29 protein-coding genes are annotated in these 26,193 nt (G+C 65.1%); 20 read left to right on the forward strand and 9 right to left on the reverse strand.

Annotation, left to right across the window (positions count from 1 at the left end):
• Position 1: 1 nt before the first annotated feature.
• Together rbsK and MTAI_RS00770 are read right to left on the reverse strand one after the other, a co-directional pair.
• Positions 2 to 943, reverse strand: a complete 942-nt coding sequence (rbsK, locus tag MTAI_RS00765; protein ID WP_027886637.1) for a ribokinase — start codon at positions 941 to 943, stop codon at positions 2 to 4.
• A gap of 51 nt (positions 944 to 994) precedes the next feature.
• Positions 995 to 1,924 (reverse strand): nucleoside hydrolase, encoded by a 930-nt coding sequence (locus tag MTAI_RS00770; RefSeq protein WP_027886636.1) that lies wholly within the window; start codon positions 1,922 to 1,924, stop codon positions 995 to 997.
• Between the two features lie 53 nt (positions 1,925 to 1,977).
• On the opposite strand from MTAI_RS00770, the gene MTAI_RS00775 reads away from it, so the two are divergent.
• From MTAI_RS00775 to MTAI_RS00785, 3 genes are read left to right on the forward strand one after another with little or no spacing between them, the layout of a single operon-like run.
• Positions 1,978 to 2,241, forward strand: coding sequence for a hypothetical protein (locus MTAI_RS00775; RefSeq protein ID WP_013012501.1), 264 nt, complete (start codon positions 1,978 to 1,980; stop codon positions 2,239 to 2,241).
• Positions 2,242 to 2,251: 10 nt separating this feature from the next.
• Positions 2,252 to 3,349: an alanine racemase gene (gene alr, locus MTAI_RS00780; RefSeq protein ID WP_027886635.1), complete on the forward strand. Its 1,098-nt coding sequence runs from the start codon at positions 2,252 to 2,254 to the stop codon at positions 3,347 to 3,349.
• Between the two features lie 58 nt (positions 3,350 to 3,407).
• Positions 3,408 to 3,728: a DUF3208 domain-containing protein gene (locus MTAI_RS00785; RefSeq protein WP_027886634.1), complete on the forward strand. Its 321-nt coding sequence runs from the start codon at positions 3,408 to 3,410 to the stop codon at positions 3,726 to 3,728.
• A gap of 6 nt (positions 3,729 to 3,734) precedes the next feature.
• On the opposite strand, the gene MTAI_RS00790 is transcribed toward MTAI_RS00785, so the two are convergent.
• Positions 3,735 to 4,313 carry a GNAT family N-acetyltransferase gene (locus tag MTAI_RS00790; RefSeq protein ID WP_027886633.1) on the reverse strand — a complete coding sequence of 193 codons (579 nt, stop codon included), beginning with the start codon at positions 4,311 to 4,313 and terminating at the stop codon, positions 3,735 to 3,737.
• A 42-nt stretch (positions 4,314 to 4,355) separates the two neighbouring features.
• On the opposite strand from MTAI_RS00790, the gene MTAI_RS00795 reads away from it, so the two are divergent.
• The 7 genes from MTAI_RS00795 (at position 4,356) to MTAI_RS00825 (ending at position 9,681) form a co-directional block, all read left to right on the forward strand.
• Positions 4,356 to 4,862 carry a MogA/MoaB family molybdenum cofactor biosynthesis protein gene (locus tag MTAI_RS00795; RefSeq protein WP_027886632.1) on the forward strand — a complete coding sequence of 169 codons (507 nt, stop codon included), beginning with the start codon at positions 4,356 to 4,358 and terminating at the stop codon, positions 4,860 to 4,862.
• A gap of 95 nt (positions 4,863 to 4,957) precedes the next feature.
• Positions 4,958 to 6,052 (forward strand): type IV pilus twitching motility protein PilT, encoded by a 1,095-nt coding sequence (locus MTAI_RS00800; protein ID WP_027886631.1) that lies wholly within the window; start codon positions 4,958 to 4,960, stop codon positions 6,050 to 6,052.
• Between the two features lie 114 nt (positions 6,053 to 6,166).
• Positions 6,167 to 6,865 carry a purine-nucleoside phosphorylase gene (gene deoD / locus MTAI_RS00805; protein WP_027886630.1) on the forward strand — a complete coding sequence of 233 codons (699 nt, stop codon included), beginning with the start codon at positions 6,167 to 6,169 and terminating at the stop codon, positions 6,863 to 6,865.
• A gap of 108 nt (positions 6,866 to 6,973) precedes the next feature.
• Positions 6,974 to 7,915, forward strand: a complete 942-nt coding sequence (argF, locus tag MTAI_RS00810) for an ornithine carbamoyltransferase (RefSeq protein ID WP_027886629.1) — start codon at positions 6,974 to 6,976, stop codon at positions 7,913 to 7,915.
• A 4-nt stretch (positions 7,916 to 7,919) separates the two neighbouring features.
• Positions 7,920 to 8,099, forward strand: a complete 180-nt coding sequence (locus tag MTAI_RS00815) for a hypothetical protein (RefSeq protein ID WP_027886628.1) — start codon at positions 7,920 to 7,922, stop codon at positions 8,097 to 8,099.
• A complete protein-coding gene (argC, locus tag MTAI_RS00820; RefSeq protein WP_027886627.1) occupies positions 8,096 to 9,061 on the forward strand; it encodes an N-acetyl-gamma-glutamyl-phosphate reductase in 966 nt (321 codons plus the stop codon). The genes MTAI_RS00815 and argC overlap by 4 nt, the downstream gene beginning before the upstream one ends.
• Positions 9,061 to 9,681 carry a DsbA family oxidoreductase gene (locus tag MTAI_RS00825; RefSeq protein ID WP_036196774.1) on the forward strand — a complete coding sequence of 207 codons (621 nt, stop codon included), beginning with the start codon at positions 9,061 to 9,063 and terminating at the stop codon, positions 9,679 to 9,681. The genes argC and MTAI_RS00825 overlap by 1 nt, the downstream gene beginning before the upstream one ends.
• 8 nt (positions 9,682 to 9,689) lie before the next feature.
• On the opposite strand, the gene MTAI_RS00830 is transcribed toward MTAI_RS00825, so the two are convergent.
• On the reverse strand, positions 9,690 to 10,481 hold the full coding sequence (locus tag MTAI_RS00830; protein ID WP_027886625.1) for an HAD family hydrolase: 792 nt from the start codon (positions 10,479 to 10,481) through the stop codon (positions 9,690 to 9,692).
• 196 nt (positions 10,482 to 10,677) lie between these two features.
• Between MTAI_RS00830 and trpE the strand changes: the two genes are divergently transcribed.
• Genes trpE through MTAI_RS00870 form a run of 8 tightly spaced genes read left to right on the forward strand, consistent with a single transcriptional unit; the run spans position 10,678 to position 17,686 of the window.
• Positions 10,678 to 12,093: an anthranilate synthase component I gene (gene trpE, locus MTAI_RS00835; protein WP_027886624.1), complete on the forward strand. Its 1,416-nt coding sequence runs from the start codon at positions 10,678 to 10,680 to the stop codon at positions 12,091 to 12,093.
• Positions 12,090 to 12,359, forward strand: a complete 270-nt coding sequence (locus MTAI_RS00840) for a chorismate mutase (RefSeq protein WP_027886623.1) — start codon at positions 12,090 to 12,092, stop codon at positions 12,357 to 12,359. Before trpE ends, MTAI_RS00840 begins: the two co-directional genes overlap by 4 nt.
• Positions 12,356 to 12,934: an anthranilate synthase component II gene (locus tag MTAI_RS00845; protein WP_027886622.1), complete on the forward strand. Its 579-nt coding sequence runs from the start codon at positions 12,356 to 12,358 to the stop codon at positions 12,932 to 12,934. The genes MTAI_RS00840 and MTAI_RS00845 overlap by 4 nt, the downstream gene beginning before the upstream one ends.
• 14 nt (positions 12,935 to 12,948) lie before the next feature.
• Positions 12,949 to 13,767: a glycosyltransferase family 2 protein gene (locus MTAI_RS00850; protein WP_036196772.1), complete on the forward strand. Its 819-nt coding sequence runs from the start codon at positions 12,949 to 12,951 to the stop codon at positions 13,765 to 13,767.
• Positions 13,743 to 14,630 carry a glycosyltransferase family 2 protein gene (locus MTAI_RS00855; protein WP_027886621.1) on the forward strand — a complete coding sequence of 296 codons (888 nt, stop codon included), beginning with the start codon at positions 13,743 to 13,745 and terminating at the stop codon, positions 14,628 to 14,630. The genes MTAI_RS00850 and MTAI_RS00855 overlap by 25 nt, the downstream gene beginning before the upstream one ends.
• Positions 14,623 to 15,480: a glycosyltransferase family 2 protein gene (locus MTAI_RS00860; protein ID WP_027886620.1), complete on the forward strand. Its 858-nt coding sequence runs from the start codon at positions 14,623 to 14,625 to the stop codon at positions 15,478 to 15,480. The genes MTAI_RS00855 and MTAI_RS00860 overlap by 8 nt, the downstream gene beginning before the upstream one ends.
• A gap of 17 nt (positions 15,481 to 15,497) precedes the next feature.
• Positions 15,498 to 16,523: an anthranilate phosphoribosyltransferase gene (gene trpD, locus MTAI_RS00865; protein WP_027886619.1), complete on the forward strand. Its 1,026-nt coding sequence runs from the start codon at positions 15,498 to 15,500 to the stop codon at positions 16,521 to 16,523.
• Positions 16,520 to 17,686, forward strand: coding sequence for a lipid-A-disaccharide synthase-related protein (locus MTAI_RS00870; protein ID WP_027886618.1), 1,167 nt, complete (start codon positions 16,520 to 16,522; stop codon positions 17,684 to 17,686). The genes trpD and MTAI_RS00870 overlap by 4 nt, the downstream gene beginning before the upstream one ends.
• Here the strand turns inward: MTAI_RS00870 and MTAI_RS00875 are convergent.
• Both MTAI_RS00875 and MTAI_RS00880 read right to left on the reverse strand, forming a co-directional pair.
• Positions 17,649 to 18,068, reverse strand: coding sequence for a hypothetical protein (locus MTAI_RS00875; protein WP_027886617.1), 420 nt, complete (start codon positions 18,066 to 18,068; stop codon positions 17,649 to 17,651). The two genes, MTAI_RS00870 and MTAI_RS00875, sit on opposite strands and share 38 nt — an antisense overlap.
• Before the next feature lie 12 nt (positions 18,069 to 18,080).
• Positions 18,081 to 19,640: an amidase family protein gene (locus MTAI_RS00880; protein ID WP_051349784.1), complete on the reverse strand. Its 1,560-nt coding sequence runs from the start codon at positions 19,638 to 19,640 to the stop codon at positions 18,081 to 18,083.
• Positions 19,641 to 19,867: 227 nt separating this feature from the next.
• On the opposite strand from MTAI_RS00880, the gene MTAI_RS00885 reads away from it, so the two are divergent.
• Both MTAI_RS00885 and MTAI_RS00890 read left to right on the forward strand, forming a co-directional pair.
• Positions 19,868 to 20,779, forward strand: coding sequence for a hypothetical protein (locus MTAI_RS00885; RefSeq protein ID WP_027886615.1), 912 nt, complete (start codon positions 19,868 to 19,870; stop codon positions 20,777 to 20,779).
• Positions 20,780 to 21,016: 237 nt separating this feature from the next.
• The gene (locus MTAI_RS00890; RefSeq protein WP_027886614.1) at positions 21,017 to 22,948 is read left to right on the forward strand and encodes a DNA topoisomerase subunit B; all 1,932 of its coding nucleotides are present in this window, start codon (positions 21,017 to 21,019) and stop codon (positions 22,946 to 22,948) included.
• 66 nt (positions 22,949 to 23,014) lie between these two features.
• On the opposite strand, the gene MTAI_RS00895 is transcribed toward MTAI_RS00890, so the two are convergent.
• From MTAI_RS00895 to MTAI_RS00905, 3 genes are read right to left on the reverse strand one after another with little or no spacing between them, the layout of a single operon-like run.
• The gene (locus MTAI_RS00895; RefSeq protein WP_027886613.1) at positions 23,015 to 23,671 is read right to left on the reverse strand and encodes a GNAT family N-acetyltransferase; all 657 of its coding nucleotides are present in this window, start codon (positions 23,669 to 23,671) and stop codon (positions 23,015 to 23,017) included.
• A gap of 56 nt (positions 23,672 to 23,727) precedes the next feature.
• Positions 23,728 to 24,684, reverse strand: a complete 957-nt coding sequence (locus tag MTAI_RS00900; RefSeq protein ID WP_027886612.1) for a threonine/serine dehydratase — start codon at positions 24,682 to 24,684, stop codon at positions 23,728 to 23,730.
• Positions 24,685 to 24,691: 7 nt separating this feature from the next.
• A complete protein-coding gene (locus tag MTAI_RS00905) occupies positions 24,692 to 26,044 on the reverse strand; it encodes an aspartate aminotransferase family protein (RefSeq protein ID WP_027886611.1) in 1,353 nt (450 codons plus the stop codon).
• Between the last annotated feature and the right edge of the window lie 149 nt (positions 26,045 to 26,193).

Genomic DNA, 26,193 nt, shown 5'->3' on the forward strand with positions numbered 1-26,193 from the left:
TTCAAAGCTCGAGCCGCGCGCACACCTCCTCGCGCCAGGGCAGCGAGGATTGAGCGCCGGTTTTGGTGGTGGCCAGGGCCCCGGCCACACAGCCGTGGGCCACTGCCTGGGCCAGGGGTCTTCCCTCGCAGAGGGCTGCGGCCAGGGCTCCGATGAAAGCGTCGCCCGCCCCGGTGGTGTCGATGGCCTGCACTGCGGGAGCCGGCTGATGCCCTCGGCCCTGGGGGGATACCCATACCGCGCCCTGTTCGCCCAGGGTGATGATGACGGTGGGCACTTTCTCGGTCAGCAGCTGGGCTACCTCGAGGGCCATCTCGGGCGAGTCGGGCTTTACCCCGCTCAGGCCCAGGGCCTCGATCTCGTTGACCACCAGGATGTCGATGTGGCTTAGGAGCTTATCGGGCAGCTTTTGCGCGGGCGCTGCGTTCAGGATGACCTGGGCGCCTGCCTGGCGGCCCAGCTCAGCCGCCCGTCGCACAGTCTCGAGGGGAATCTCCAGCTGCAAGACCACCACCCGGGCCCCCTCGAACTCGGCGGGGGAGAGGTGTTCGGGCCGCAGGCGGTGGTTGGCCCCCGGCGAAACGATGATGGTGTTCTGCCCTTCTTCATCAATGGCAATGAAGGCTACGCCGGTAGGGGCTACGATGGGAAGGGTGGCGCTCACATTGATACCCTCACGCTTGAGGGCGTTGCGCAGCTGCTGGCCGAACTCGTCCTGCCCCACCCTGCCGATCATCCGCACCCCGGGGGCCGGGCTGGGGCCGGCGCTCTTGGGGGGTGTGGGGCGGGCCAACAGGCGCGCGGCGGCCACGGCCTGGTTGGCCCCTTTTCCCCCGTAATGGGTTTCGTAATCCGAGCCCAGAAGGGTTTCGCCGGGAACCGGATGCCGTTTGACCCGCACCACCAGATCCATGTTGATGCTCCCCACCACCACAATGCTCATGGCCTATAGCTTATACCCTTCAGCGGTGGAAGAGCCCTGCGCACTGGGGCGCTACGCATAGCGCGCAATGCGCTCCAGCAGCAGGTTGTAGAATCCGTCCACATCAACCTCGAGGCCCACCTCGCAGTTGGGTTGCCGGCCGGTCACCCGCCAGTAGTCGCAGACCGTGCGCCCAAAGGCCAGCCCCTCGTTGGCCTCGATCTCCACGTTGAACATAGCGGTTTTGAACAGCCCGGGGCGCAGCAAATAGGCCACGGCGCAGGCATCGTGGATGGGGGCCCCGTCCCATTTGTAGCGCTGAACATGGTGTTCGCGGAAGAACTCGAGCAGCTCAGCCACGAAGTTGCCGACCCGTGTTCCCAGGGCCCGGAAGCGCGCCACCCGTTCGGGATGGGCGATGGTTTGATGGGTCAGGTTGAGGCCCATCATCACCAGCGGAACCCCGGCCCCAAAGACAATTTTGGCGGCATGGGGATCGCACAGGATGTTAAACTCGGCGCTCGGTGTCCAGTTGCCAATATCAATCGAGCCGCCCATCAGCACGATTTCCCTAATCTGGGGGATGATGCGCGGCTCGAGGCGCATAGCCAGCGCGATGTTGGTGAGAGGGCCCACCGGCACCAGCGTGACCTCGCCGGGGTACCGGAGCACCTGTTCGATGATGAAGTGTACCGCGTGCTGCGGCTCCACCTGGCCGGTTGGGGTGGGCAGGTGGGGGCCTTCCAGCCCGGAGACCCCGTGCACAGCCTCGGCGCTGATGCGGTCGCGCACCAGGGGGCGGTCGGCTCCGGCGTAGATGGGCACGCTTTTGCCCAGCACCTCCCGCACCACCAGGGCGTTGCGGGTGGTGCGCTCGAGGCCCACGTTGCCATGCACGGTGGTGATGCCCAGCACCTCGAGCTCCTCGCTGGCTAAGGCCAGCATGATGGCGATGGCATCGTCATGTCCGGGGTCGCAGTCGAGGATGATTTTGCGCGGCACGCCCAATAGCTTACACCAGAAGCGGCCTTTGTTGCGGTACAATCGGCTTGTCTATGCTCGAGGTCAAGGAAGCGGTCAGGATCGCCACCGAGTACATCCAGACCCTCTTCAACGAAAAGCAGATTCCCGAGCTGCGGCTCGAGGAGGTCGAGCTCACCCCCGATAATCGGTTCTGGGAGGTGACCCTCTCCTTTGTGGTACGCGAGCCCACCGCCTACCTGAGCCTGGGCGATGCGGCCCGCACCCGCGAGTACAAGATCTTCCGCATCAACGCCGAGACCGGTCAGGTGCAGAGCATGAAGATTCGCAAAGTATAAACTAGCAGCCATGCGGCCCGCCTGGCTGGAAATCAACCTCGATGCTTTAGCCCACAACTACAACCTGCTGCGCTCCAGAGCTGGGAATACCCAGGTGATTGGCGTGGTTAAGGCCAACGCCTATGGGCATGGGGCGGTGGAGGTGGGCAAGGAACTGCTGCGCTTAGGGGCCTGGGGGCTGGCGGTAGCCACCACCGACGAAGCCCGCGAGCTGCGCAAGGCCGGCATTGTGGCCCGCATCTTGCTGATGGGGAGTCTGCACCCCCAGCAGGCCAGGGAGGTGGTGGAGCTAGACCTGATTCCCTCTATCTCGACCCTCGAGAGCGCCCAAGCCCTCAACGCCCTGGGCAGACCGGTGACGGTGCACCTCGAGTTCGACACCGGCATGGGCCGGGTGGGCTTCCAACCCGAAGAGGCCCCAGCAGTCAAAGAACACTTTCTTCGCTACGAAAACCTGCTCATCCAGGGCATCTACTCCCACTTCGCCGATGCGGAGGAGGACGTGCTCTGGACAAAAGAGCAAATAGCCAGTTTCCAGCGGGTGCAGCAGGTGTTTGGGCCGGGCTACTTTTACCACCTGTGCAACACCGCTGGAACCTTTAACTTTGGCGAGTATGGCCTGAGCGCAGTACGTCCGGGCATTGGCCTGTATGGCCTGCTGCCCCACCTGGGCCTGAAGCCCATCGCCCGCCTGCTGGCCAAACCCACCCAGGTCAAAGAGCTGCCACCCGGGCGCAGAATCGGCTACAGCGGTCTCTACACCACCCAGGGCCGGGAGTGGATCGCCACCCTGCCGGTGGGCTACGCCGATGGCATCCCCCGCCTGGTCTTCAACCGGGCAACGGTTCGGTATTACCCGGATGCCCAGCCCTGCACCTGCCCGGTGGTGGGCCGGGTCTCGATGGATCAGATCACCGTGAAGCTGCCGGGGCCGGTGGGCCTGGAGCAGGTCTTCGAGGTGGTCACCCCCGACTTCGACCCCACCAGCAGCCTGTGGGGCTGGGCCGAGCTGACCGGAACCGTCAGCTACGAGCCGGCGGTGCGGCTGGCTGCGCGCCTGCCCAGGGTATACCTGCGGGATGGGGTCGAGGTGGCGCGGGTGGGATAAAGGGTCAAAGCCACTTTTGGTTTCGGTTCCAGCGGCGAGAATCAGACCTGTGACTGCGATGAAGGCCATCAAGCTGTTTCAGGGGTATCTGTGGCATCCCAAGGAACTCTCCTTCGACCCCCGCGAGGCGATTCCCCGCCAGCTGGGCGAGGTGCACGTGCTGATTGACAAAGTGCGGGCCCCCATGACCTTTTTCGAGGACGGCACCCCCACCGAGACCCAGCAGTTTTACCAGGTGACCCTGCTGGTGCGCACCGAGCAGGAGCCGCACGACCTCAAGCCGCTGGCGCTATGGGTAAGCCAGGCGCTGAAGCCCTACCTCGAGGCCACCCCCAAGGAGGTGGGCTGGCAGCTGCTGGAAGACCTGCGGCAGGTTTGAGTCGGGCTAGCGGCCATACAGCCGGGCCTCGAGGCCTTTTTTCACCTGGGGCCACTCCTCGTCGATAATCGAGTACACCGCGGTATCACGGATGGTGCCGTTGGGATAAATCTGATCCTTCCGCAAAACACCCTCGAAGGTGGCCCCTAGCTTCTCGATGGCCCTGCAGCTACGGGTGTTGCGGGCATCGGCCCGAAACTGCACCCGGATGGCCTTTAGATCCTCGAAAGCCCTGCACAAAAGCAGGTACTTGCTTTCGGGGTTGGTGTTGCCGCCCTGGTAAGGGGTAAAGATCCAGGTGGTGGTCTCCAAGGAGCGGTGCTCGGGATTGACCCGCACATAACCGGTGCGCCCGGCCACCCGGCGGCTGGCCTTGTCAACAATGACCCAGTTCACCCGATCTTTGGCGGAGAGCAACGAGCGGATGTAGTTTTGCATGGCTTCTAGGGAGGGTTCCCTGGGGGCGTTGCTCAGGTACTGTACCATCTCGGCATCGTAGTGCTCGAGCAAAGCCGGGGCATGCTCCAGGCCCAAAGGCTCCAGCCGGATATAACGACCCTCCAGGGTTGGGCTATCGTGCCACATATAACCCAAAACTACCATCTTTATGCTCTAAATTTGTACTGAATGATTCGAGTCGGCATCCTTACCATTTCCGACCGCGAAGCCCGCGGGGAGATCGAAGACCATGCCTATGCGGCGTTGCGCGAGAGCCTGGCTTTAGGCCCCTACGAGATTACCAATTACGAGATCATCCCTGATGAGCCGGCCCAGATTAAGCGGGTGTTGCGCCTATGGGCGGATCGCGATGGACTGGACGTGATCTTGACGCTGGGCAGCATCCGCCTTAGCAACCGCGACCACGCCCCTGAGGCCACGCGTGAGATGCTGGAGAAAGAGGCCCCCGGAATTGCGGAGCTTATCCGCATGGAAACCTACAAGAAAAACCCTTTAGCAGCGCTATCCCGTGGGGTGGCGGGTGTGCGGGGCAAAACCCTAATTATCAACCTGCCGGGTGGGCCGCAGGGCAGCAAGGACTCCCTCGAGGTCATCCTGCCCCTCATTCCCGAGGCGGTGCAGCGCATTACCGGCCGCCCGGTAGCCCACCTGGCCAACGGCTTTTCCTTCGACTGATCTTGGGAGGCCAAAAGCACCCCCTGGGTTCACAGGTTGGTTTTTATATGCGCAAGGGGCGGCGCAAAAGATGATAACCTTTGCCTGGGTCGCCTATGCATTTTGAAGAAATGCTCGTTTTGCTGGTTCATAAAGGGGCCTCCGATATTCACCTGCACGCCGGTATGCCGGTGCTGGCTCGCATTGGCGATGAACTCAGAGCCGTTAGTCAGAGCGCGGTCACCCCCGAGTTTACGGCCAGCCTGGTCGAGAAGCTCTGTACCCCTCAACAAAAAGCCCGCCTGCGCGCCTACCGCCAGGTGGATGTGGCCTATAGCCTGCCCGGCCTCACCCGTCTGCGGGTGAACTTTTTCTACCAGCGGGGCTCTATCAGTGCGGTGCTGCATGCCCTTGGCAGCGCGGATACTGACCTGGATAAGGTCAGTCTAAAAGCGGAGTACCTCGAGTTTTTCCGCAACCAGCGGCGGGGTCTGGTGCTGGTTACAGGGCCCCTTGGCGCCGGTAAGTCCACCACCCTGGCCCGCCTGGTGGACGAGATCAACACCCACCACACCCGCATCATTGTTACGGTGGAAGACCCCATCGAGTACCTGCACCGCCCCAAGCGCTCGGCGGTTGTTCAGCGCGAGATTGGCTCCGATGCGATTTCCTACGAGAAAGCCCTGCTGGCGGCCATGCGCCAGAACGCCGATGTGATCGTGATTGGTGAAATCCGCGACTCGGCCACCGCCTCGGCGGTGCTCAATGCGGTGTACACCGGCCACCTGGTGCTCTCGACTTTTGTCTCCAGCGATAGCGTCGGGGTGCTGCACCGCATGCTCGAGCTCTTTAGTCCAGCCGAACGCAACATCAACCGGGTGTTGCTGGCCGAAAGCCTGCTGGGCATCATTCATCAACGCCTGGTTCCTACCGTCAAGGGCCAGCGCACCCTTATTGCCGAGGTCATCACCATGACCCCCCGCATTCGCGAGGCCCTTAAGCAGCCCAGCCAGACCGATCGCCTGCGTGAGGTGCTGCGTGAACAGGGCCTCGAGGGCTACCAAAGCTTTGACCAGAGCCTGCTGTCTTTGTACCACCAGGGCCTGGTGGACTACCAGACGGCCCGCCTGCACGCCCAGAACCCCACCCAGTTTGAACTGGCCGTCCTGCGCAAATCCAGCGCGCAAAGCCCGGATGAGCCGGGCAAGTAGCAAGAAGGCTGGGGGCACCCCGGCGCGGTCTTTCGCGGGGATGGGTATTTGCAGGCGGGCAATGGATGCGCTTCCCGTCTTTGTTTTCCCGGCCCAACCGGATAAAGTACAGACATGACGCCTCATATCTCTGCTGCACCTGGTGCTATTGCTGAAGCCATCCTGCTCCCCGGCGACCCCCTGCGGGCCAAGTACATCGCCGAGAACTTTCTGGAAAACCCGGTTTTATACAACCAGGTTCGCAACATGTTTGGCTACACCGGCACCTACAAAGGCAAACGGGTGAGCGTGCAGGGCACTGGCATGGGGATCCCCTCGGCCAGCATCTACATCCACGAGCTGGTTCAGTTTTACGGCTGCAAGACCCTGATTCGGGTGGGCACCGCCGGGGCCATCACCGAGCGCCTCAAGCTGCGCGATCTGGTCATCGCCCAGGCCGCCTGCACCGACTCCTCGATCAACAACCTGCGCTTTGCCGGCCAGAACTATGCCCCCATCGCCACCTTCGACCTGCTGTGCCGGGCCTACGAGCAGGCCCAGTCCAGGGGCATGCCGGTGCACGTGGGCAATGTGCTTTCCACCGACACCTTTTACCACGACCAGCCCGACCCCTATCAGCTATGGGCCCAGTTTGGGGTGCTGGCGGTTGAGATGGAGGCCGCGGGGCTCTACACCCTGGCGGCCAAGTTTGGGGTGCAGGCTTTGTGCATCCTTACCATCAGCGACCACCTGATTACCCGCGAGAAAACCACCCCCCAGGAGCGGCAGGAGACCTTTAACCAGATGGTCGAGGTCGCCCTCGAGACCATCTGATTCAAGAGGCTGTCTTTTTGCATCCTGGCATGAGTGGCACCTGGCCCGTAGCTTTGTATAATCAAACCCTATGACTGGGTTTTTATACACACAGAAGGGGAGGTGCTCGTGCCTGAGGTAATCCCGCCGCTGGCCGGCCTCAAAGGCCGCGACTTCCTTTCCAACCTCGACCTGTCGCCTGCCGAGTACCGTACGGTGCTGGATACCGCCCACGCCATGAAACGGGGGGCCTACAAGGGGCTGCGGCCCCTCGAGGGCCAGACCCTGGCCATGATCTTCGAGAAGCCCTCCTTGCGCACCCGCACCACCTTCGAGGTGGCCATGAACCAGCTCGGCGGGCACGCGGTTAACCTCACCAACGCCGAGATCGGCCTGGGCACCCGCGAGCCGGTGCGCGACATTGCCCTGAACCTCGAGCGCTGGGTGGAGGCCATCATGGCCCGGGTCTACCTGCACTCGACTTTGGAAGAGCTGGCCCGCTACTCCTCCAAGCCGGTCATCAACGGGCTTTCCGACCTGCTGCACCCGGTGCAGCTGCTGGCCGACTACCAGACCATCGAGGAGAGCTTCCCCGATACCCGGGGCCTCAAGGTGGCTTATATCGGCGACGGCAACAACATGGCCAATGCCCACATCCAGTGCGCGGTGCTCTCTGGTGCCAAGCTCACCATCGCCACCCCGCGCGGCTACGAGCCCAACGCCCTTATCCTCATGGAAGCCCTCAAGCTGGGGGCCGATATCACCCTGACCCACGACCCCATCGAAGCGGCCCGGGGCGCCCAGGTGCTCTACACCGATGTCTGGGTCTCGATGGGCCAGGAGGCCGAGGCCAGCCAGCGGCGCAAGATCAAAGACTTTACCGGTTTTCAGGTAACCCCGGCCATGCTGGACTTGATCGACCCCGAGGGCATCTTTTTGCACTGCCTGCCGGCCCACTACGGGGAGGAGGTGGTCGAGGAGGCCACCTTGCACCCGAAGTCGCGGGTCTTCGACCAGGCCGAGAACCGGCTGCACGCGCAGAAGGCCCTCCTGTACCATCTGCTAGGCTAGAGGCATGGGGCCGGGTGAGCGCATCCGCAAACAGGTGGGACGGCTCCGCAAGGAGTCTCCGCTGGCCCTGGTTTTCCGCCTGCGCCAGATGCTGCTAAAGCTGGGTATACAGCCAGACGATGAACACAACGTTCGAAAGTCTATTGGCCGCGCTGGGCCGGGGCGGGGTTGGGTGACGCCATGAGTAAACCCAAGGTCTTCATCGACGGCGAGGCGGGCACCACCGGCCTGCAGATCCGGGCCCGCCTGCAGCATAGAGACGATCTAGAGCTCCTCTCGATTGACCCGGCCAAGCGCAAGGACGAGGCCGAGCGCAAGCGCCTGCTAAACGAGGCGGATGTGGCCATCCTCTGCCTGCCCGACGAGGCGGCCAAAGCGGCCGTGGCGATGCTGGAGAACCCCCAGACCCGCATCCTGGACGCCAGCTCGGCCCACCGGGTGGCCGAGGGCTGGGTGTATGGTTTTCCCGAGCTCACCCCCGAGCAGCCTGAGCGGATCCGCCGGGCGCGGTTTGTCGCCAACCCCGGCTGCTACCCCACCGGGGTGGTGGCCCTGCTGCGGCCTTTGGTGGAGGCCGGGCTTCTGCCTGCGGAATTTCCCGCCTCGGTGAACGCCGTCTCGGGCTACTCCGGCGGGGGGCGGCCGCTCATCGAGGCCATGGAAGGCCGGGGGGAGCACCGCCTGGCCGGGGATTACCGGGCCTATGGCCTCGAGCTCACCCACAAGCACATCCCCGAGATGACCCTCTACTCGGGCCTGCGGCACCCCCCCATCTTCACCCCGGCGGTGGGGCGCTTCCGCCAGGGGATGCTGGACTTCATCCCGGTGCACCTGTGGGCCCTGCCGCGCAAGGTCACCGCTGCCGAGCTGCACGAAGCCCTGGCGGAACGCTACCAGGGGCAGCGCTTCGTGCGGGTGATGCCCCTGGAGACCTACGGCCAGCACCACCCGGTGCTCGACCCCCAGGCCCTCAACGGCACCAACCTGCTCGAGCTCTTCGTCTACGAGAACCCCGCGCACGAGCAGGCCCTGCTGGTGGCGCGTTTCGACAACCTGGGCAAGGGGGCTTCGGGCGCGGCGGTGCAGAACCTCGACCTCATGCTGGGCCTGGAAGGGCCCCATACCTACGAGTACTTTGGTGATTGATGTTCCAGAGGGTCACCGTCTACCTCGACTACCTGTGCCCCTTTGCCTGGCGGGGCCTCGAGCTGGCCTACGTGGTGGCCCCCCAGCTGGCGCTGGATCTGGAAATCAGGCACTACAGCCTGGAGCAGGGCAACCACCCCCAAAACGCAGGCCTGCCGCGCCATGCCCCGGCCTGGAAGCTGTCCGAGCAGCCGCTGGAAAGCTCCAGATCGCTTCGGGCTTTTCTGGCCTCCCACGCTGCAAGGCAGCAGGGGAAGGCCGCCCACCTGCGCTTCGCCCTCGAGCTCTTTCGCCTGCACCACCAGGACAAGCGCGAACTGGGCGACGATGAGACTTTTGTAGATGCGGTGAGCCGGGCTGGGCTGGATCTAGAGCGCTTCATGGCCGACCTGGAGGATGAAGAGGATCGCCGGATCGAATTGGGCCGGGATCTGGAAGAAGCAGGCGAACTGGGGGTCTTCGGTACGCCCACCTTCGTGCTGCCCTCGGGCGATGCGGCCTATTTTCGCTTTACCCAGCTCACCACCGAGCCCGAGCTGGCTGTGAACCTGTGGGAGCTATTTACCGCCGTACTGGAAAACGGGGCCCATATCGAGACCATCCGCAGGCCCCGCCGATAAGCAAAATCCTAAGGAAGAGAGGGGGTGGCCGGCCCTTCGGATGTGCTGCTGAGCACGGCTTGCAGCTCTTCCAGGTCGGCCACGATGTGGTCGGGCCGGGGTGGGGTTGGGGGGTGGGCCGAACCTACCCGGCCGTGTTCCTCCAGCTCTCCTTGCAGCCTGGCGGTGATGACTTTGCTGAGGTCGGGCCGCCGGGTACGCTCGAGCACCGGGGTTTCGCGCCAGTCCTGGGGCATGGTGCGCCAGATCCAGACTGCTCTCAGGCCGGCGGCGTTGGCCCCCCAGATGTCCTGGCTGAGCAGATCACCGACGTGCACAATCTGCTCTACCGGCCCTCCAAAGAGCGGCCTCCAGAAAGCAGGATCGGGCTTGAGGGCCTGTGAGATATCCGGGGCCAGCAGCCGGTCGTAGGCGATGTTAAGCCTGTCTATCAGCACCTGCTGGTACTTGGCCAGGCCGTTGGTGGCGACGGCGATCTGGTAGCCCTGCCGGCGAAAAGCAGCCAGGCTGGCTGGTACATCGGGATAAAGCACCCCTGGCTCGAGCTCCGCCTCGGCGAGCACCTGGGCAATGTTGGGGAAGACCGGTGGGAGCCCCAGTTGCTCCCGCACAGCCCGGTGAATATCCCCCCAGTCGTACACCTTGGTGGGGTCGCCCTGGGCCAGGCGGCGCAGGTACTCCGCGCGCAGGGCCTGGCGGATGGTGGGCTCTGCCAGCAAAGCCTCCATGTGGGGCCGCAGCAGGCGGCGGAAAGGCCAGTCGGCCAGGGTGCCGTCCAAGTCGAAGGTAAGCCAGCGCATCGGCCTTAGCCTATCGTTTTGTGGGGCTGCCGTACAGAACCACTTGCATTCTGGCCGCCCATAGCGCAGACTGAAGGCCAGATGGTACCGATCGTGCCCGTCAAGGGTTGGTGGTGGCCCGGATAGCCCTGGGACGGTAGCGGTCGTTACCCCTGGGGCTTTCCTCAGGGGATTTTTTATTGCTAAAGGAGAACAGATGCCCATCGCACACCTAACCAGACCCACCATCCCGGTCAAAAAAACCCTGCTGGCCGACCTCGAGACCCCCGTCACGGCCTACCTGAAGCTCTCGGAGAAGGCCAGCCCCAGCTTTTTGCTGGAGTCGGTGGAGGGGGGCAAGGCCTGGGCCCGCTGGAGCTTTGTGGGGGTGGGGGCCCGGCAGACCTGGCGGCTCAAGGATGGGGTGCTGACCCTGAACGGTGCGCCGGTGCCCACCCAGGATCCCTTGCGCACCCTCTACCAGGCCATCCACCGGCCCATCCAGCCCGACCCCGACCTGCCCCTGTTCTGGGGTGGGGCGGTGGGCTACGCCGCTTACGACCTGATCCGCTACTACGAGCGGCTTCCCAGCCAGAAGCCCGACCTGCTGGGCATTCCCGACCTGCTTTTCATCGAGCCGGAAGTCCTGATTGTATTTGACCAGTTCAAGCAGCAGCTGCACATCGTGGCCCCGGCCCTGGAGGACGAGCGGGCCCAGGCCCTGGAGCGCATCGCCTGGGCTGAGAAGAAGCTCAGCGGGCCGCTGCCGGGGGTGCCGGGCGAGCGGGCCGGGCGGCGGGTGGAGTTCAGCCAGAACGTGAGCCAGGCCGAGTACGAGCAGATGGTGGAGCGGGCGCTCGAGTACATCCGGGCCGGCGACATCTTCCAGGTGGTGCCCTCGCTGCGCATCTCGGCCCCCCTCCAGGTGCACCCTTTTGCTGTTTACCGCGCGCTGCGCTCGGTGAACCCCAGCCCCTACATGGGCTATCTGGAGCTGGGCGAGGTGACGCTGGTCTCGAGCAGCCCCGAGAGCCTGCTGCGCTCCGATGGGCAGCGGGTGGTGACCCGTCCCATCGCCGGAACCCGCCGGCGGGGCCGGGACGCTGCCGAGGATCAGGCCCTGGCCGAGGAACTCTTGTCCGACGAAAAGGAGCGGGCCGAGCACGTGATGCTGGTGGATCTCTCGCGCAACGACCTGGGCCGGGTCTGCCGCTACGGCAGCGTGCGGCCCCGCGAGCTCATGAAGGTGGAGAACTACTCGCACGTGATGCACATCGTCTCGACCGTGGAGGGCGAGCTCTGTGAGGACAAAACCCCGCTCGACGCCCTGGCCGCGGTCTTGCCGATGGGCACCGTCTCGGGGGCTCCCAAGATCCGGGCCATGGAGATTATCGAGGAGCTCGAGCCCGCCCGCCGCGGTGCCTACGGAGGGGCTTTTGGCTATGTGGCCTACGACGGGCACATGGACATGGCCCTGACCCTGCGCACCATCGTGGTGGCTGGCGGGCAGCTGCACATCCAGGCGGGGGCGGGTGTGGTCTACGACTCCAAGCCCAGCGCCGAGTACCAGGAGTGCCTGAACAAGGCCCAGGCCATGGTGAAGGCGGTGCGCCTGGCCGAGGAGGGTTTGTGAGCCTCGAGGGTCTTCGTTTGCAGATCAACGCCATTGACGCCCGCATTGTGGGCTTGCTGGCCCAGCGGGCACGGCTGGCTAAAGAAGCGGCCCGGCTCGCGCAAGGCCAGGTGCCCATTGAGTCAAAAGACCGGCAGGAGCAGATTATCCAGCACGTGCGCTACATGGCTGAGCACCAGGGCTTGTCGCCCAACGTGGCCGAGCGGATCTACCGCACCATCCTCAGCGAGTTCGCGGCCATGGAGAAGCGGGAGGCGGGGTTATGAAGCGAATCCTGATGATTGACAACTACGACTCCTTTACCTACAACCTGGTGCAGTACCTGGGCGAGCTGGGGGCCCTGGTGATCGTCTGGCGCAACGACTGCTTTGCCTTGCAGGACGTGGCCGACCTCGACCCCGACGGCATCGTGGTAAGCCCCGGCCCCTGCACGCCCAAGGAGGCCGGGCTTTCGGTGCCGCTCATCCAGCGCTACGCACCCCGGTACCCCATCCTAGGGGTCTGCCTGGGCCACCAGAGCATCGGCGAGGCCTTTGGGGCGGCGGTGCGGCGGCACCGGGTGATTGTGCACGGCAAGACCAGCCCCATCCTGCACGACGGCAGCGGGGTGTTTGCCGGCCTGCCCACCCCCCTGACGGCCACCCGCTACCACTCGTTGGTGGTGGAAGACCTGCCCGACGAGCTGGAGGTCAATGCCTGGTGCGACGAGGCCGGGGGCCGTACGGTGATGGGCCTGCGCCACCGCCGCTACCCCACCCACGGGGTGCAGTTTCATCCCGAGTCGGTCTTGACCGAGGGGGGCCGGCAGATGCTGGCGAATTTCTTGCAGATGTGTGAATAATGCGGTAGTTGACGATGATCTCGGTAATCGTACCCACCCACAACCGCCGCGAACTATTGGAGAAGAAGTTGCACGCCCTGGAGGCCCAGCCGGGCGCGTTCGAGGTGATCGTGGTGGCCGATGGCTGCACCGACGATACCCTGGAATTCCTGCAGCGCTACAAACCCCCTTACGCCCTTCGTTTTATCGAGATAACGCCGGGCCTTGGCGCGGCTAGCGCCCGCAACCGGGGGGCCGGGGTGGCCAGGGGCGATATCCTGCTTTTTTCCGATGACGATGTGATACCCCAGCCGGGCTGGCTCGAGGCCCATCAAAAAGCCCACACCCAGCCCCGCACGGTGGCGGTGGGGCGGCTCGAGCTGCCCCCCGAGCTGCGGGGCACAGGGGCGGCGGAGCTGAAGGGCCCCCGGGCCTTCTGGTGGAACATCACCGGCAACAATACCTCGCTGCCCAGGGCCCTGTTCGAGGAGGTGGGCGGCTACGACCCCGCCTTCAGCGGCTACGGCGGCGAAGACCCCGACCTGGGCTACCGCCTGATGCGGGCCGGGGCGCGGCTGGTGTTCGTGCGGGACGCGCTGGCCGTGCACGAGGCCTTCGACTACCGGGGCCGGGCCATCGAGAAAGCCCGGCAGGCGGGGTCGGCCCACGTGCGGGTCTGGCAGAAGCACCGCGATCCCCGCATCGCCTGGGCCCTGGGGGTGCACCCGGTGCTGGTGAGCATAAAGCTGGCCCTGCTCCCCTCCTTCAAGGGCCTGCTGGGGGCGCGGGGCGACTACGAGCTGGCGTATGCCTGGGGGGCCTCGGAGGCATGGAACCCACCTTCAGCGTCGTGATTCCCACCTACAACCGGGCCCAACTGCTGGCCCGCACGGTGCGGGCGTTTTTGGCGCAGGACGGGGTGCCCTTCGAGGTCATCGTGGTGGACGACGGCTCTACCGACGCGACGCCGGAGGTGTTGGCCGGGTTCCGCGACCCCCGCCTGCGGGTGCTGCGCCAACCCAACGCAGGGCTGGCCTCTGCCCGCAATGCAGGGCTGCTTCAGGCCCGGGGCCAGTATGTGCTGTTCAACGATGACGACATCGTTCCGGAAGCAGGGTTCTTGCAGGCCCACCTCGCCTTGCATCGGCGTTATCCCTCGGCGGCTGCGGTGAGCCGAACCTACATTCCCGACGGGGTGGGCCAGGAGCCCTTCGTTCGCTTCTGGCGCGCAAGGGCCGAGTCGGGGGTGCGGGGCCGGGCCGAGGGGGCCTCGCTGGGCTGGGGCGGCTTCTGGTTTGCCAGTCTTTCTTTGCCGCTCGGGGTAGCCGAGGCCTTTGTACCTTTTCGGGGTTACGGCTGGGAGGAACACGAGCTGGGCTGGCGGCTCTGGCGCAAGGGGGTGCGGCCCCGCCTGGCCCTAAAAGCCCGCGCGGCGCACGAAGACCGTGTGAGCCTCGAGGTCATGGTAGCCAAGTCGCGGAGCCTGGGACGGATGGCCTGGCAGTTTTACCGGCTGCACCCGCACCCCCTGGTGGCCCTCTGGACGGGTGTACACCCCCTGGCGCGGGCCTACAAGCGCTGGGCCTACCCCTGGGCCCGGGCCGAGCGGCTGTTGCAGGTGCGCGACTGGGAGGCGGGGGCGGGGGCTTTTGCAGCCTACCGGTTTGTGCTCGAGGCCGCCTACACCCAGGGGCTGCTGGAGGGCAAAGATGGCTGAGCCTCTGGTCTACACCCTGATCCTCAACTACCGAACCTGGCGCGATACGCTGGTTTGCCTGGGGGCACTGAAGAGGCTCGAGTACCCCAACCACCGGGTACTGGTGCTGGACAATGCCTCCGACGACGACTCGATAGACCAGATCCGCGCGGCTTTTCCAGCGGTGGAGCTGGTGCGGCTCGAGCGCAACCTGGGCTTTGCCGGGGGCAACAACGTGGGCATCCGCCGGGCCCTGGCCGCGGGGGCCGACTACGTCTGGCTGCTCAACCCCGACACCCTACCCGATGCCAAAGCCCTCAGCGCCATGGTGCAGCGGGCCGAACAGGATGCCCGGATTGGGGCGGTGGGCGCGGTGCTCTACGAAATGGACAACCCCCAGCAGGTGCAGGCCTGGGGCGGGGGTGAGGTGGTGCTCCCCTGGGGCCTGATCCGCCTGCTGACCCATCCGCGCCAGCTTGGGCGCTTGAACTACATCAGCGGGGCCAGCCTGCTCATCCGCCGGACAGCGCTGGAACGGGTGGGCCTCTTGGACGAGGGGTTTTTCATGTACGGTGAGGACTGCGACTATGGTCTGCGCCTGCTCGAGGCGGGGTTTAGACTGGCGGTGGCCGAGGAGGCGCGGGTGCTGCACAAAGGAGGCAGCTCCTGGTCGGGTAACCTGCGTTCCGACGAAACCTTTGCCGCCTACAACGTTCGGCTCTTTCGCAAGCACGCCCCCTGGCCCCTGCTGGCGGTGGCCGGGTATGGCCTGTTCTGGCTGCTGGAATACAGCCGGCAGGGCCGCTTCGACAAAGTGGGGGCCCTCGGGCGGGGCCTACGGCGGGGTTGGCGTCTGCCGCTTGATGTGTAAACTTTTGGGGAGGAAGTGTGGACGAACTCAAGAAAGCCCTTCTGGCCGAGCCTTTATCCCAGACCGAGGCCCATGCCCTGATGCGCCGGATTATGGCCGGCGACCTGACCCCGGTGCAGACCGCCGGGGTGCTGATGGCCCTGCGCACCCGGGGCGAGACCCCCGAGGAGATCGCCGGTTTTGCAGCCGGTATGCGCGAGGCCGCGGTGCGGGTGGAGACCCGCCGCCAGCCCCTGCTGGACATCGTGGGCACCGGAGGGGTGGCCCCGGAGGCCTTCAACATCTCCACCACCACCTGCTTTGTGGTAGCCGCAGGGGGGGTGGCGGTGGCCAAGCACGGCAACCGGGCGGCCTCCTCCAAGTCGGGCTCTTTCGACCTGCTCGAGGCCCTGGGGGTTCGCATTGACCTGCCCCCGGAGCGGGTGGCCGAGGCCATCGAGACGGTGGGCCTGGGCTTCCTGTTCGCCCGCAACCACCACCCGGCCATGCGCCATGTGGCCCCGGTGCGGGCCGAGTTGGGGGTGCGCACCGTCTTCAATCTGCTGGGCCCCCTCACCAACCCCGCCTTTGCCACCCTGAACCTGGTGGGGGTGAGCAGCCCGGCCCTGCTGGAGCCCTTTGCCCGGGTGCTGCGCGATCTGGGCAGCAGCCGGGCGCTGGTGGTGCACGGCCAGATGGCGCGCGGGGAGGGCCTCGAGGCCATCGACGAACTGGCCCTGGGAGAGAACCTAGTGGCCGAGCTCAGGGACGGCCAGATCCACACCTACCACCTGCGGCCCGAGGAGGTGGGCCTGCAACCTGCCCCCTACACAGCAATTGGTGGGGGAACTGCCGCCGAGAACGCGGCGGAGGCGCGGGCCATTCTGAGCGGCCAGCAGCGGGGCCCCAAGCGCGATGCGGTGGCGCTGAACGCCGGGGCGGCCTTCTACCTGGCGGGCCGGGTGGGGAGCGTGGCCGAGGGGGTGCGGCTGGCCCAGCAGCTCCTGGACGAAGGGGCCGGGCTGGCGGTGCTCGAGCGCCTGGTTCGCTTTACCCAGGCATGAAGCAGATACTGCTCATCTCCAACGGGCACGGCGAGGACATCATCGGGGCGGCCCTGGGCGGGGCCTTGCAGGCGCTGGGCTATGGGGTGCAGGCGGTGCCGCTGGTGGGCCGGGGCCAGGCCTACCGGCGGGCTGGTATTCCTGCGCTGGGGCCCTGCCGGGAGCTGCCCTCGGGGGGGTTTGCCCTGCAGAGTGCGGCGGCGCTCTGGGCCGATCTGCGGGCCGGCTGGTTTTCCATGAGCCGGGCCCAGTACCGCTCGGTGCGGGCGGCGGCCCGGGCGGCGCAGGCCACGCTGGCGGTGGGGGATGTCTACGCCCTGGGGGTGGGGGTGGTGTTTGGGGGTCGCCCGCTTTTTTTGATGCAGTGCCGCTCCTCGCTTAGGGTGGGGGGGCGGCCTTACAGCGTGACCGAGCGCCTGCTGATGCGCCGGGCGGCCCGGGTGTACCCCCGCGAGCCGGAAGGGGCGGTCTGGCTGCGGGCTCGAGGCGTTCCCCAGGCCTGCTACCTGGGCAACCCCATGCTGGATGCCCTGGACGAGGGGTCGCTCGAGCTTCCTCCCCCCTACCTGCTGCTGCTGCCCGGCTCGCGCCAGGACGCTTACCAGAGCCTGCCGTTGATGCTCGAGGCCTGCCGCCTGCTGCGCGATACCGCGCTAACACCGGTGGTGGCCTGGGCGGGCCTGCCCTTGGAGGGGCTGGAGTGGGCAGGTTTTAGCCTCGAGGCCACCGGTAGGAGCGAGGGCGTCACCCACCGGCTTTGCCACCCCGATGGAACCGTGGTCTACCTGGCGCAGCGGGCCTTCGGCGCGGCCCTGCGGGGCTCGAGGGTGGCCCTCTCCACCAGCGGAACCGCGGCCGAGCAGGCCGCGGGCTACGGGGTGCCGCTGGTGGGCTTTCCCACCCAGGGGCCGCAGTACACCCCAGGGTTTGCCCAGACGCAAAAACGCCTGCTGGGGGAGGCCTTGATGCTCACCGAGCCCAACCCCGAGGCCATTGTGCGGGGTGTGCGGGCCTTCCTCTCCTCCGAAACCCTGCTGGAGCGGGCTAGAGCAGCCGGGAAAGCCGCCATGGGCGAGCCCGGCGCCGCCCTGCGGATTGCCCTGGATATACACCAGCACCTGCTGGCTACTGCGCGGGAACCCGAGCTATCCCGGTCTCGATAAAGCGCCACCACAAGAGCAAGCAGACCAGGCTGGCCCAGAAGAAGTAGGGCCCCACCTGCTCCGGGGGCCGCTCCAGGCTTTTGCGGAACCAGCCCCCAGGCTCCAGGCCGCTCACAAACCACAGGATGCTGGCGGCCAGCAGGCCGTAGACGGCGTGCAGCCAGCTCACGCCGCCCATAAACAGCGTGCGTACCAGGAGCTCGACCACCACCGCCACCACCGCAAAACCCGCCACAAACTTGAAAAAGCGCAGCTGCCGGGCCTGGGGCTCGCGCACCAGCAGCGGTAGGTTCCACAGGAGCGAAACCCCGATTAAGAGCAGCGCGATCAGGTTGAGCAGGCCGCGCAAACCGATGATATAGACCGGAAGAGGGGCGTCCATGCCAGGCAAAGTTTACCGAAGGATGGGGGGCCGGTGGATGCCCAGCCGCGCTGCAACCGCCTGGGCCAGGCCAATCAGCAGGGGGTCTTGCAGGGCCGGGCCCACCAGCGAGGCCCCTATCGGCTCGCCGCTCTCGCGGTAGCCTGCTGGAAAATTCACCACCGGAAAGCCCGAGGTGGAGGTGAGCAGGCTCAGGCTGTTGCTGATGGCCAGCAGCACATCCACCCGCTGGGCCTGCATCAGCTCGAGCAGCTTTTCACCCCCCTGCTGGCGGTTTTTCTGCACCAGGGCCTGGTACTCGGCCTCGGATAGGGGGTGCGAAAGCGAGACCTCGAGCAAGTCCTGCCCGTAGCGCATGGCCTCGGGGTGCTGGCGGTTGTATTCGATCACGTCCTGCAAGCCCCTAATTGCAGCCCCGGTGGTCTGTAGGTAGTGGGCCAGGTCGCGCCGCATACCGGCGTGCAGCACCGGCATCATCTCGATGGAAGCCTCGGGAAAAGGCACCGACACCACCTCGGCCCCCAGGCTTTGCAGGGTCTGCGCGACCCGCTCCAGCGCTTCCAGGTCGCCCTTGCGCTGGGTGTGCTGCACCCAGCCCACCCGCAGCGTGGCCGGCGGGGGTGGGGGTACGGCGGGGAAGGTGAAATCCTGGGCAAGCTGGGTCGGGGGGTCGCCTGGGTCGTACCCGGTGAGCACCGACATCAAGACCGCCAGGTCGGGGGCCTTTTTGGTCATGGGGCCGGCGGTGTCCTGGGCGGCGGTGATGGGGATGATGCGGTCGCGGCTGACCAGGCCCAGGGTGGGCTTGAGGGTGAAAATGCTGTTCTGGGCGGCGGGGTAGACGAGCGAGCCGGAGGTCTCGGTGCCGATGCCGGCCACGGCCAGGTTGGCCGCTACGGCCACCGCTGTGCCGCTGCTGCTGCCCCCCACATCAAACGGCCCATAGGGGTTGCGGGTATGGCCGCCCAGCGTGCTGTAGCCGTTGACCGACTGGCTGGTCATGAAGTTGGCCCACTCCGAGAGGTTGTTCTTGCCCAGGATGACCGCCCCAGCGGCCCGCAGCTTTTGCACAATAAAAGCGTCCTGGTCGGCGATGTGCTGGGCCAGTACGGCGGCCCCGGCGGTGGTGTGCATAGGGCCCCTGGTAGAGATATTGTCCTTCAGGGCGATGGGAATGCCGTGCAGCAAGCCGCGCACCCTGCCTTGCTGGCGTTCCTGGTCGCGGGCCCTGGCTTCCTCGAGCGCCCCGGGGTTCAGCTCCAGGTAAGCGCCGAGCTGGTCGTTGTAGCGGCGGATGCGCCACAGATAAAAAAGCGTGAGCTGCTCGGAAGTGAGCTGCCCGGCCTGCATCAGGGCCTGCAGCTCGGCGATGGTGGCCTGCTGGGTAAGGGTTTGCAGGCGCTCGAGGGTCTTTGCCTCGAGCCGGTCTAAGGCCCTTTCAAAGGGGCTAAAATCCAGCTTGCGCCGCAACGGGTAGCTGGAGGGGGCGGTCTGCTCGGCCACCTGGCGGGCCACAAAGCTTTCCCAGTCGCGCTTATTCGGGTTCAGACGTTTTTCGGCAGCCTGGCTCATCACCCACCACACTACCAACCCTGCAGCGAGCAACACCAGAGCCGTCCACACTCCAACCCCTCTGGGCATGGCTTTTATTGTGCAAACAGCCCACGGGCATCAACTGCGACGCCCCTTACCCACGGGTTTTTCGGCAACGGCGCGGCTCACCAAATGTCACAAGGCTTTAGCTGGCGGGGAGCTAAACTTTAGCTTAGGTTAAGTAACGCTGTTTCTTGGTTGCGATCATGCACGAACTTTATACCAACGCACCAGCCCACTGGCCCAGGGTTCGCCTCGAGGGCCTGATCAACAGCAGCGCCCCCGAGGTCAGGGCGGCCAACCGCCTGATCTTTGCCACTACCATCGAGACCCTGTTCCGCAAATCGGGCATCCAGGTGCTGGAAGCTGATGTGCTGCGCCTGACCCGCGAAGGGGTGCTGGAAATTCCTTTGCGGGTACGGGCCGAAGACGGCGAGTACGACCTCTTCTTTTATCCTGTAGCCGACGAAAAAGCCGCAGCCCATTATGTGGCGGTGCAGGAGCTGGCCCAGCGCTGGGGCCGTCTCCGCCCCATTTACTACAGCACCGGCGACCTGCTGTCCATTTACCCCGAAACCCTGGAGCCGGTGACCTACCGCGACCGGCTTTTTATTCAGGCTTCTCTGAGCGCCCCCAAGGGCCAGTACGCCATGTGGTGGGCTGAGCAGGAGGGCGAGCAGTTCCACTACAGCTCGACCTACGACCTTATCGATCGCATCTACCGCGAGATCAACGGTCTCGAGATGCGGGCGTTTGCCCTGATTTTGCTCGAGCTTGGCATGATCCAGGAAGAGTACGAGTTCACCGCCTCCACCCTGCCCGACACCACCGTGGAAATTCCGGTAGAAGGCCCCGAAGGCGTACCCATCATCATCTCTTTCTCGCAGCACCGTGGGGTGCGCTTTCACTTTCATATGGAGCGGGCCAGCGCCGAGTACCGCGATCTGTTCCTGAACCTGTTTTTGCTGCGCTTGAAGACCTGGCGCAAGGAAGCCGCCCTCGAGCACATCAAACGCCTGGACAGCCCCGCCTACATCTGGTGGCGCGAATTGGGCAAACGCCTGCGCCTGAACACAAGCGAGCACGCCATCAGTGCGGTGGGTTCGGTTAAGCGCTAAAGCAAGCCCGACACCTTTTGTCTGTACCGGAATTGGTATGGGCTGCCTGCCCGGCAAGCAAAATGTATAAACCTGTTATACACGCTTAAAAAGCCCTTTATGTGTGGGATGGTGGCGTGAAGGCGGCTCGAGGTTCCCCGGCAAGGCCGATTTTGAAGCGTCTGGGACGCATTATTCAACGATTCACGCGCTTGCTCTTTTTGTTACGCAAATAACAAAATATGGTATACTATACAGGTGAGCACTGACCTGACTACCAGCTACGATGCATCCGCAATCAAGGTTTTGAAGGGCCTGGAAGGGGTTCGCCACCGTCCGGCCATGTACATTGGCGGCACCCAGGCCGATGGTTATCATCATCTATTCAAGGAAATTCTCGATAACGCGGTGGACGAAGCCCTGGCCGGCTTTGCTACCGAGATCATCACCACCCTGCACCCCGACGGCTCCATCACCGTGGAGGACAATGGGCGCGGGATTCCAGTGGACATCATGCCCGAAGAGCAGAAACCTGCAGTAGAGGTGATCTACACCGTGCTGCACGCCGGGGGCAAGTTTGAAGAGGGGGCCTACAAGGTTTCGGGCGGTCTGCACGGGGTGGGGGCCAGTGTGGTGAACGCCCTGTCCGAGTACACCCGTGTGGAGGTCTTCCGCGATGGCAAGCATCACCTGATCGAGTTCAGCCGGGGGGAGGTCACCAAGCCCCTGCAGGTGGTGGGGGAGGCCCCCAAGGGCAAGCGCGGCACCCGTGTGACCTTTCTGCCCGATCCCCAGATTTTCGGCAGCGAACAGAAGTTTGAGGCCAGCCGTCTACGGGTGCGGTTGCGCGAGGTCTCCTTTTTGGTGGCGGGTCTCAAGCTGGTTTTCAAGGACGAGGTTCACCAAAAAGAAGAGGTCTTCTACGACAAAGGCGGGGTGGCCTCGTTCGCTAAATTCCGCGCCGACGGCGAGGAGCTGCTTTACGACAAGCCGGTGCTGTTGCAGGGTCAGGTAGATTCAGTGGGGGTCGAGGTGGGCCTGGTGCACACCAAAGGCTACAGCGCCGACCTGGTGAGCTTTGCCAACATGATTCCAACCGTGGATGGGGGCACCCACGTTTCGGGCTTCAAAACCGCCTACACCCGCGCCATCAACACCTACGCCAAAAAAGCCGGCCTGGTCAAGGATCTGGAGCCCACTGGCGACGACCTGCTGGAGGGCCTGTCCTGCGTAATCTCGGTCAAGATTCCCCAGCCGCAGTTTGAGGGCCAGACCAAGGGCAAGCTCCTCAACCCCGAGGCCGGTACTGCCGTAAGCAAGGTGGTGTACGAGAAGTTTTCCGAGTACCTCGAGGAAAACCCCCGCATCGCCAGGATGATCTACGAAAAAGCCCAGCGTGCGGCCCAGGCCCGTGAGGCGGCCCGCAAGGCCCGCGAGCTGGTGCGCCGGGCCAACCCCCTCGAGTCCGACGACCTGCCCGGCAAGCTGGCCGACTGCCAGTCGGAAGACCCCGCCGAGGCCGAGCTCTTTATCGTGGAGGGGGACAGCGCGGGCGGCAGCGCCAAGAGCGGGCGCGACCGCCGTTTCCAGGCCATCCTGCCTTTGCGCGGCAAAATCCTCAACGTCGAGAAGGCCGGCCTGAACAAAGCCCTCAAAAACGCTGAGGTGCGGGCCATGGTGGCGGCCATTGGGGCGGGTATTGGCGGCAAGGACAACGAAGAGGCCCACTTCAACATCGAAGACCTGCGCTACCACAAGATCATCATCATGACCGATGCCGACGTGGACGGCTCGCACATCCGCACCCTGCTGCTCACCTTCTTCTACCGTTACATGCGCCCCATCATCGAGCGGGGCTACCTGTACGTGGCCCAGCCCCCCCTGTACGGCCTGCGGGTGGGTAAGAGCAAGCACGTCGAGTACATCTTCGATGATGAAGCCCTCAAGAAAGCCCTGGCCAACATCGGCGACAAACCCTACGAGATCCAGCGCTTCAAGGGCTTAGGCGAGATGAACGCCGAGCAGCTCTGGGAGACCACCATGGATCCGGCAAGGCGGGTTTTGAAAAAGGTGGATATGAAAGACGCCTCCTACGCCGCCCAGATTTTTGACGATCTGATGGGCTCCGACGTGCAGCCCCGCCGCGAGTTTATCGAGGAGAACGCCCGCTTCGCGCAGATTGAAATTTAGCCCCAACCGCGCGGTAAGTGGGTTCCGCTGGATGCATGGGCCGGGAAGTGGTGGTGGGTTGCGATCCTAAAGCAAGCGCTCCGGATTCCGCCACACGATAAACACCCCGTAGTTGCCGCAGCTGGGGTCGTTGAGGTAATCCGGCATAATGCCCCACACGCAGTAGCCCCGCTTGAGCTGCACCGAGAGCACCGGGTCGAACATCTCGCCGCGCACCACCTTTTGCACGTACTGCTCGATGCTCAGGTCGCGCTGGTAGGGGGCGTAGCCCTTGGGCATGGCCCCGGCCACGTGGCCCTTGAGGCCCAGGCGGCGCACCAGGTTCTGCCGGGCGGTGTAGAGCAGGGTGGATAGCCTAAGCCCGCGAAACTCGGGGTGGACGCCGATGTCGGCGCCGTAGAGCCAGTCGCCGGAGGGGTTGTGGGTGGTGAGCCAGTTGCCCCCCACGGCCTCGAGGTAGCGGTGCTGGTAGTGGCTAAAGTCCACCTGGGTGCGCAGGTCGGTGGAGCAGGCCACCACCCTGCCGCTCTGGCGCTCGAGCACGGCGTGCTGCCCTTCGGGGAAGACCTGCATGTGGGCCCGGTACTGCTCGGCGCTGATGAGCTCGTGTTGGGCCAGCGAGGGGAAAGAAGCCCGCTGGATGGCCTCGAGCTCCTGGGCCATCCAGGGTTCGGACTGCACCACGACAAAGCGCTTATCGGGGCTTTGAAGGAGTTCGGTCATCGGCGGTTTACCTACAGCTTTTCCGTCAAAATACTGTGTCTGCGGCTCCCGCGCAACTAACACAACACCGTTTGCAGGGCCGATAGCCCGATGTTGGCCCCGCAGATAACCACCACCACCCGCTGCCCCCGGTAGCGCGCGGCCTGTTTGAGAAAAGCGGCCAGGGCCACGCCGGCGGCCCCTTCCAGAAGCTGGTGCTGGGTCTCGATAAAAAGCCGCATGGCCGCCCTGATTTCCTCCTCGCTCACCGTAACCCAGTCGTCCACCAGGGTTCGGCACAGCTCGAGGGTGATCGCGCCAGGCTCGAGGCCCCCCGCGCTGCCATCCGAGAGGGTGGGCCTGGCCTCTACCTTTACGATTTTTCCCGCCCGCACCGAGGCCAGCATGGCCGCGTCGTTTTCCGGCTGGCAGCCGACGATTTTGACCTTCGGGCTGACCGCCTTCAGATAGGCCGCCACCCCCGAGACCAGCCCCCCACCGCCCACCGTCACAAACACCGCGTCCGGCGGGTTGGCTATCTGCTGGGCAATCTCCACCCCGAGGCTGCCCTGCCCGGCGATCACCTCAGGGTCGTTGTAGGGCGAGATGTAGGTCAGGCCGTGCTGGGCGGCGTAGCTCCGGGCGTAGGCTTCGGTGTCGTCGCCGCTCTGCCCGTAGAACCGCACCGCTGCCCCATAGCGCCGGATGGCCTCGAGCTTGGTGGGGCTGGCCCCCTCCGGCACGAACACGATGCCTTGTGCGCCCAACTTGGCCAGGCCAAAGGCCACCCCTGCCCCGTGGTTGCCGCTGCTGGCCGCCACCACGCCTTTTTGCAGTTCCTGGGGGGATAGCGAGAGCAGCTTGTTCAGGGCCCCCCGCACCTTGAAGCTTGCGGTGTGCTGGAGATTTTCCAGCTTCAAGTAGACCTCGGCCCCGGTGGTTTGAGAAAGGGCCAGCGAAAGCTCCAGCGGCGTCTCGCGCACGTGGGGCCGCAGGCGGGCGTGGGCCTGCCGGATGACCAGGGGCCAGTCCATGCTGGCCTCAGGCCCCCACCGCCAGGGTCTGGTAGGTCTCGCGGATGGCCCCCGCCACCACCCCCAGGGCCTCGCGCAGCATGTCCTCGGGGATGTCGAGGGCGGGCAGGAAGCGGATGCAGTTGGTGTAGAGCCCGGCCCGGATCAGAATCACCCCGCGGCGGGAGGCCAGCTTGATGGTCTCCATGGCGAACTCCTGCCAGGGTTCTTTGCTTGTGGGGTCTTTGACGAACTCGAGCGCCATCATGGCCCCGAGGCCGCGCACGTCCCCCAGCACCGGAATCTCTTTTTGCAGCGGCTCGAAGGTCTCGCGGATGATCCGCTCGATGCGTTGGGCCTGCTCGAGGAAGCCCGGCGACTGCAAAATCTTGAGCGACTCCAGCGCGGCCACACAGGCCAGGGGGTTGCCCCCGTAGGTGCTGCCCACCCCGCCCACGTGGGGGCTGTCCAGAATCTCGGCCCGGCCCGTCACGGCGCTGATGGGCATCCCCGCCCCCAGGCTTTTGGCACTAATCAGCAGGTCGGGCACCACCCCGCTGTGCTCGATGGCCCAGAGCCTGCCGGTGCGCCCCGAGCCACTCTGGATCTCGTCGGCGATCATCACCGCGCCCGTGGCATCGCAGACCTCGCGAATCTTGCGTAAAAACTTGTGCGGCACCGGGATAAAGCCCCCCTCGCCCATCACCGGCTCGATCACGATGGCGGCCAGGGCCGAGGGGTCGATGTGCGCGGTGAGGGCGTTTTCCAGATTCCAGCAGGCCCAGTCTACGTACGCCTCGGGGGTCATGCCCGGCGGTGTGCGGTAGAGGTTGGGCACCGGCAGCCGGTAGACCTCGGGGGCGAAGGGGCCAAAGCCCTTCTTGAACAGGCCCCACTTGCTGGTCATGGCCATGGTCAGGTTGGTGCGCCCGTGGTAGGCCCCCTCGAAGACGATAATCCCAGGGCGTCCGGTATAGCGGCGGGCAAACTTCACGGCGTTTTCCACCGCCTCGGCCCCGCCGTTGGCCAGAAGGGTCTTTTTGGGGAAGTCGCCGGGGGTCAGGCGGTTCAGGGCCTCGCAGACCGCCACATAGGGCTCGTAGTTGGCCACGATGCTGCACATGTGCAAGAGCTCGTCGGCCTGGGCTTTGAGGGCTTCCACCACGCTTTGGGGGGTGTGCCCCACGGCCAGTACGCCAATGCCACCGGCCAGGTCAATGAGGGTGTTGCCGTCCACGTCCTCCACCAGCGAGCCGTGGGCTCTCTTAACCGCGATGGGATTGGCCTGGGCCAGCGCGCCCGAGACGGCGGCGGCCCGGCGGGCCTGGAGTTCCTGGCTTTTAGGGCCGGGGATGGGGGTTTTGAGCTGGATATACGCCATAGATTCCTCTAATGGTTGCTAGTCGCTGGGCCGACCCCTGCCTGGGTCGGCGCATGGTTGCTGAGCTTGTCGGAGCAAAGCCTACCGGAAGAGACCGGGGCTCACCAGGCCTGCGGGGGGCGGGATGCACGCCTTTTGCACATCCATCT

The organism is Meiothermus taiwanensis WR-220, assembly GCF_003568585.1.
GTDB lineage: Bacteria > Deinococcota > Deinococci > Deinococcales > Thermaceae > Meiothermus > Meiothermus taiwanensis.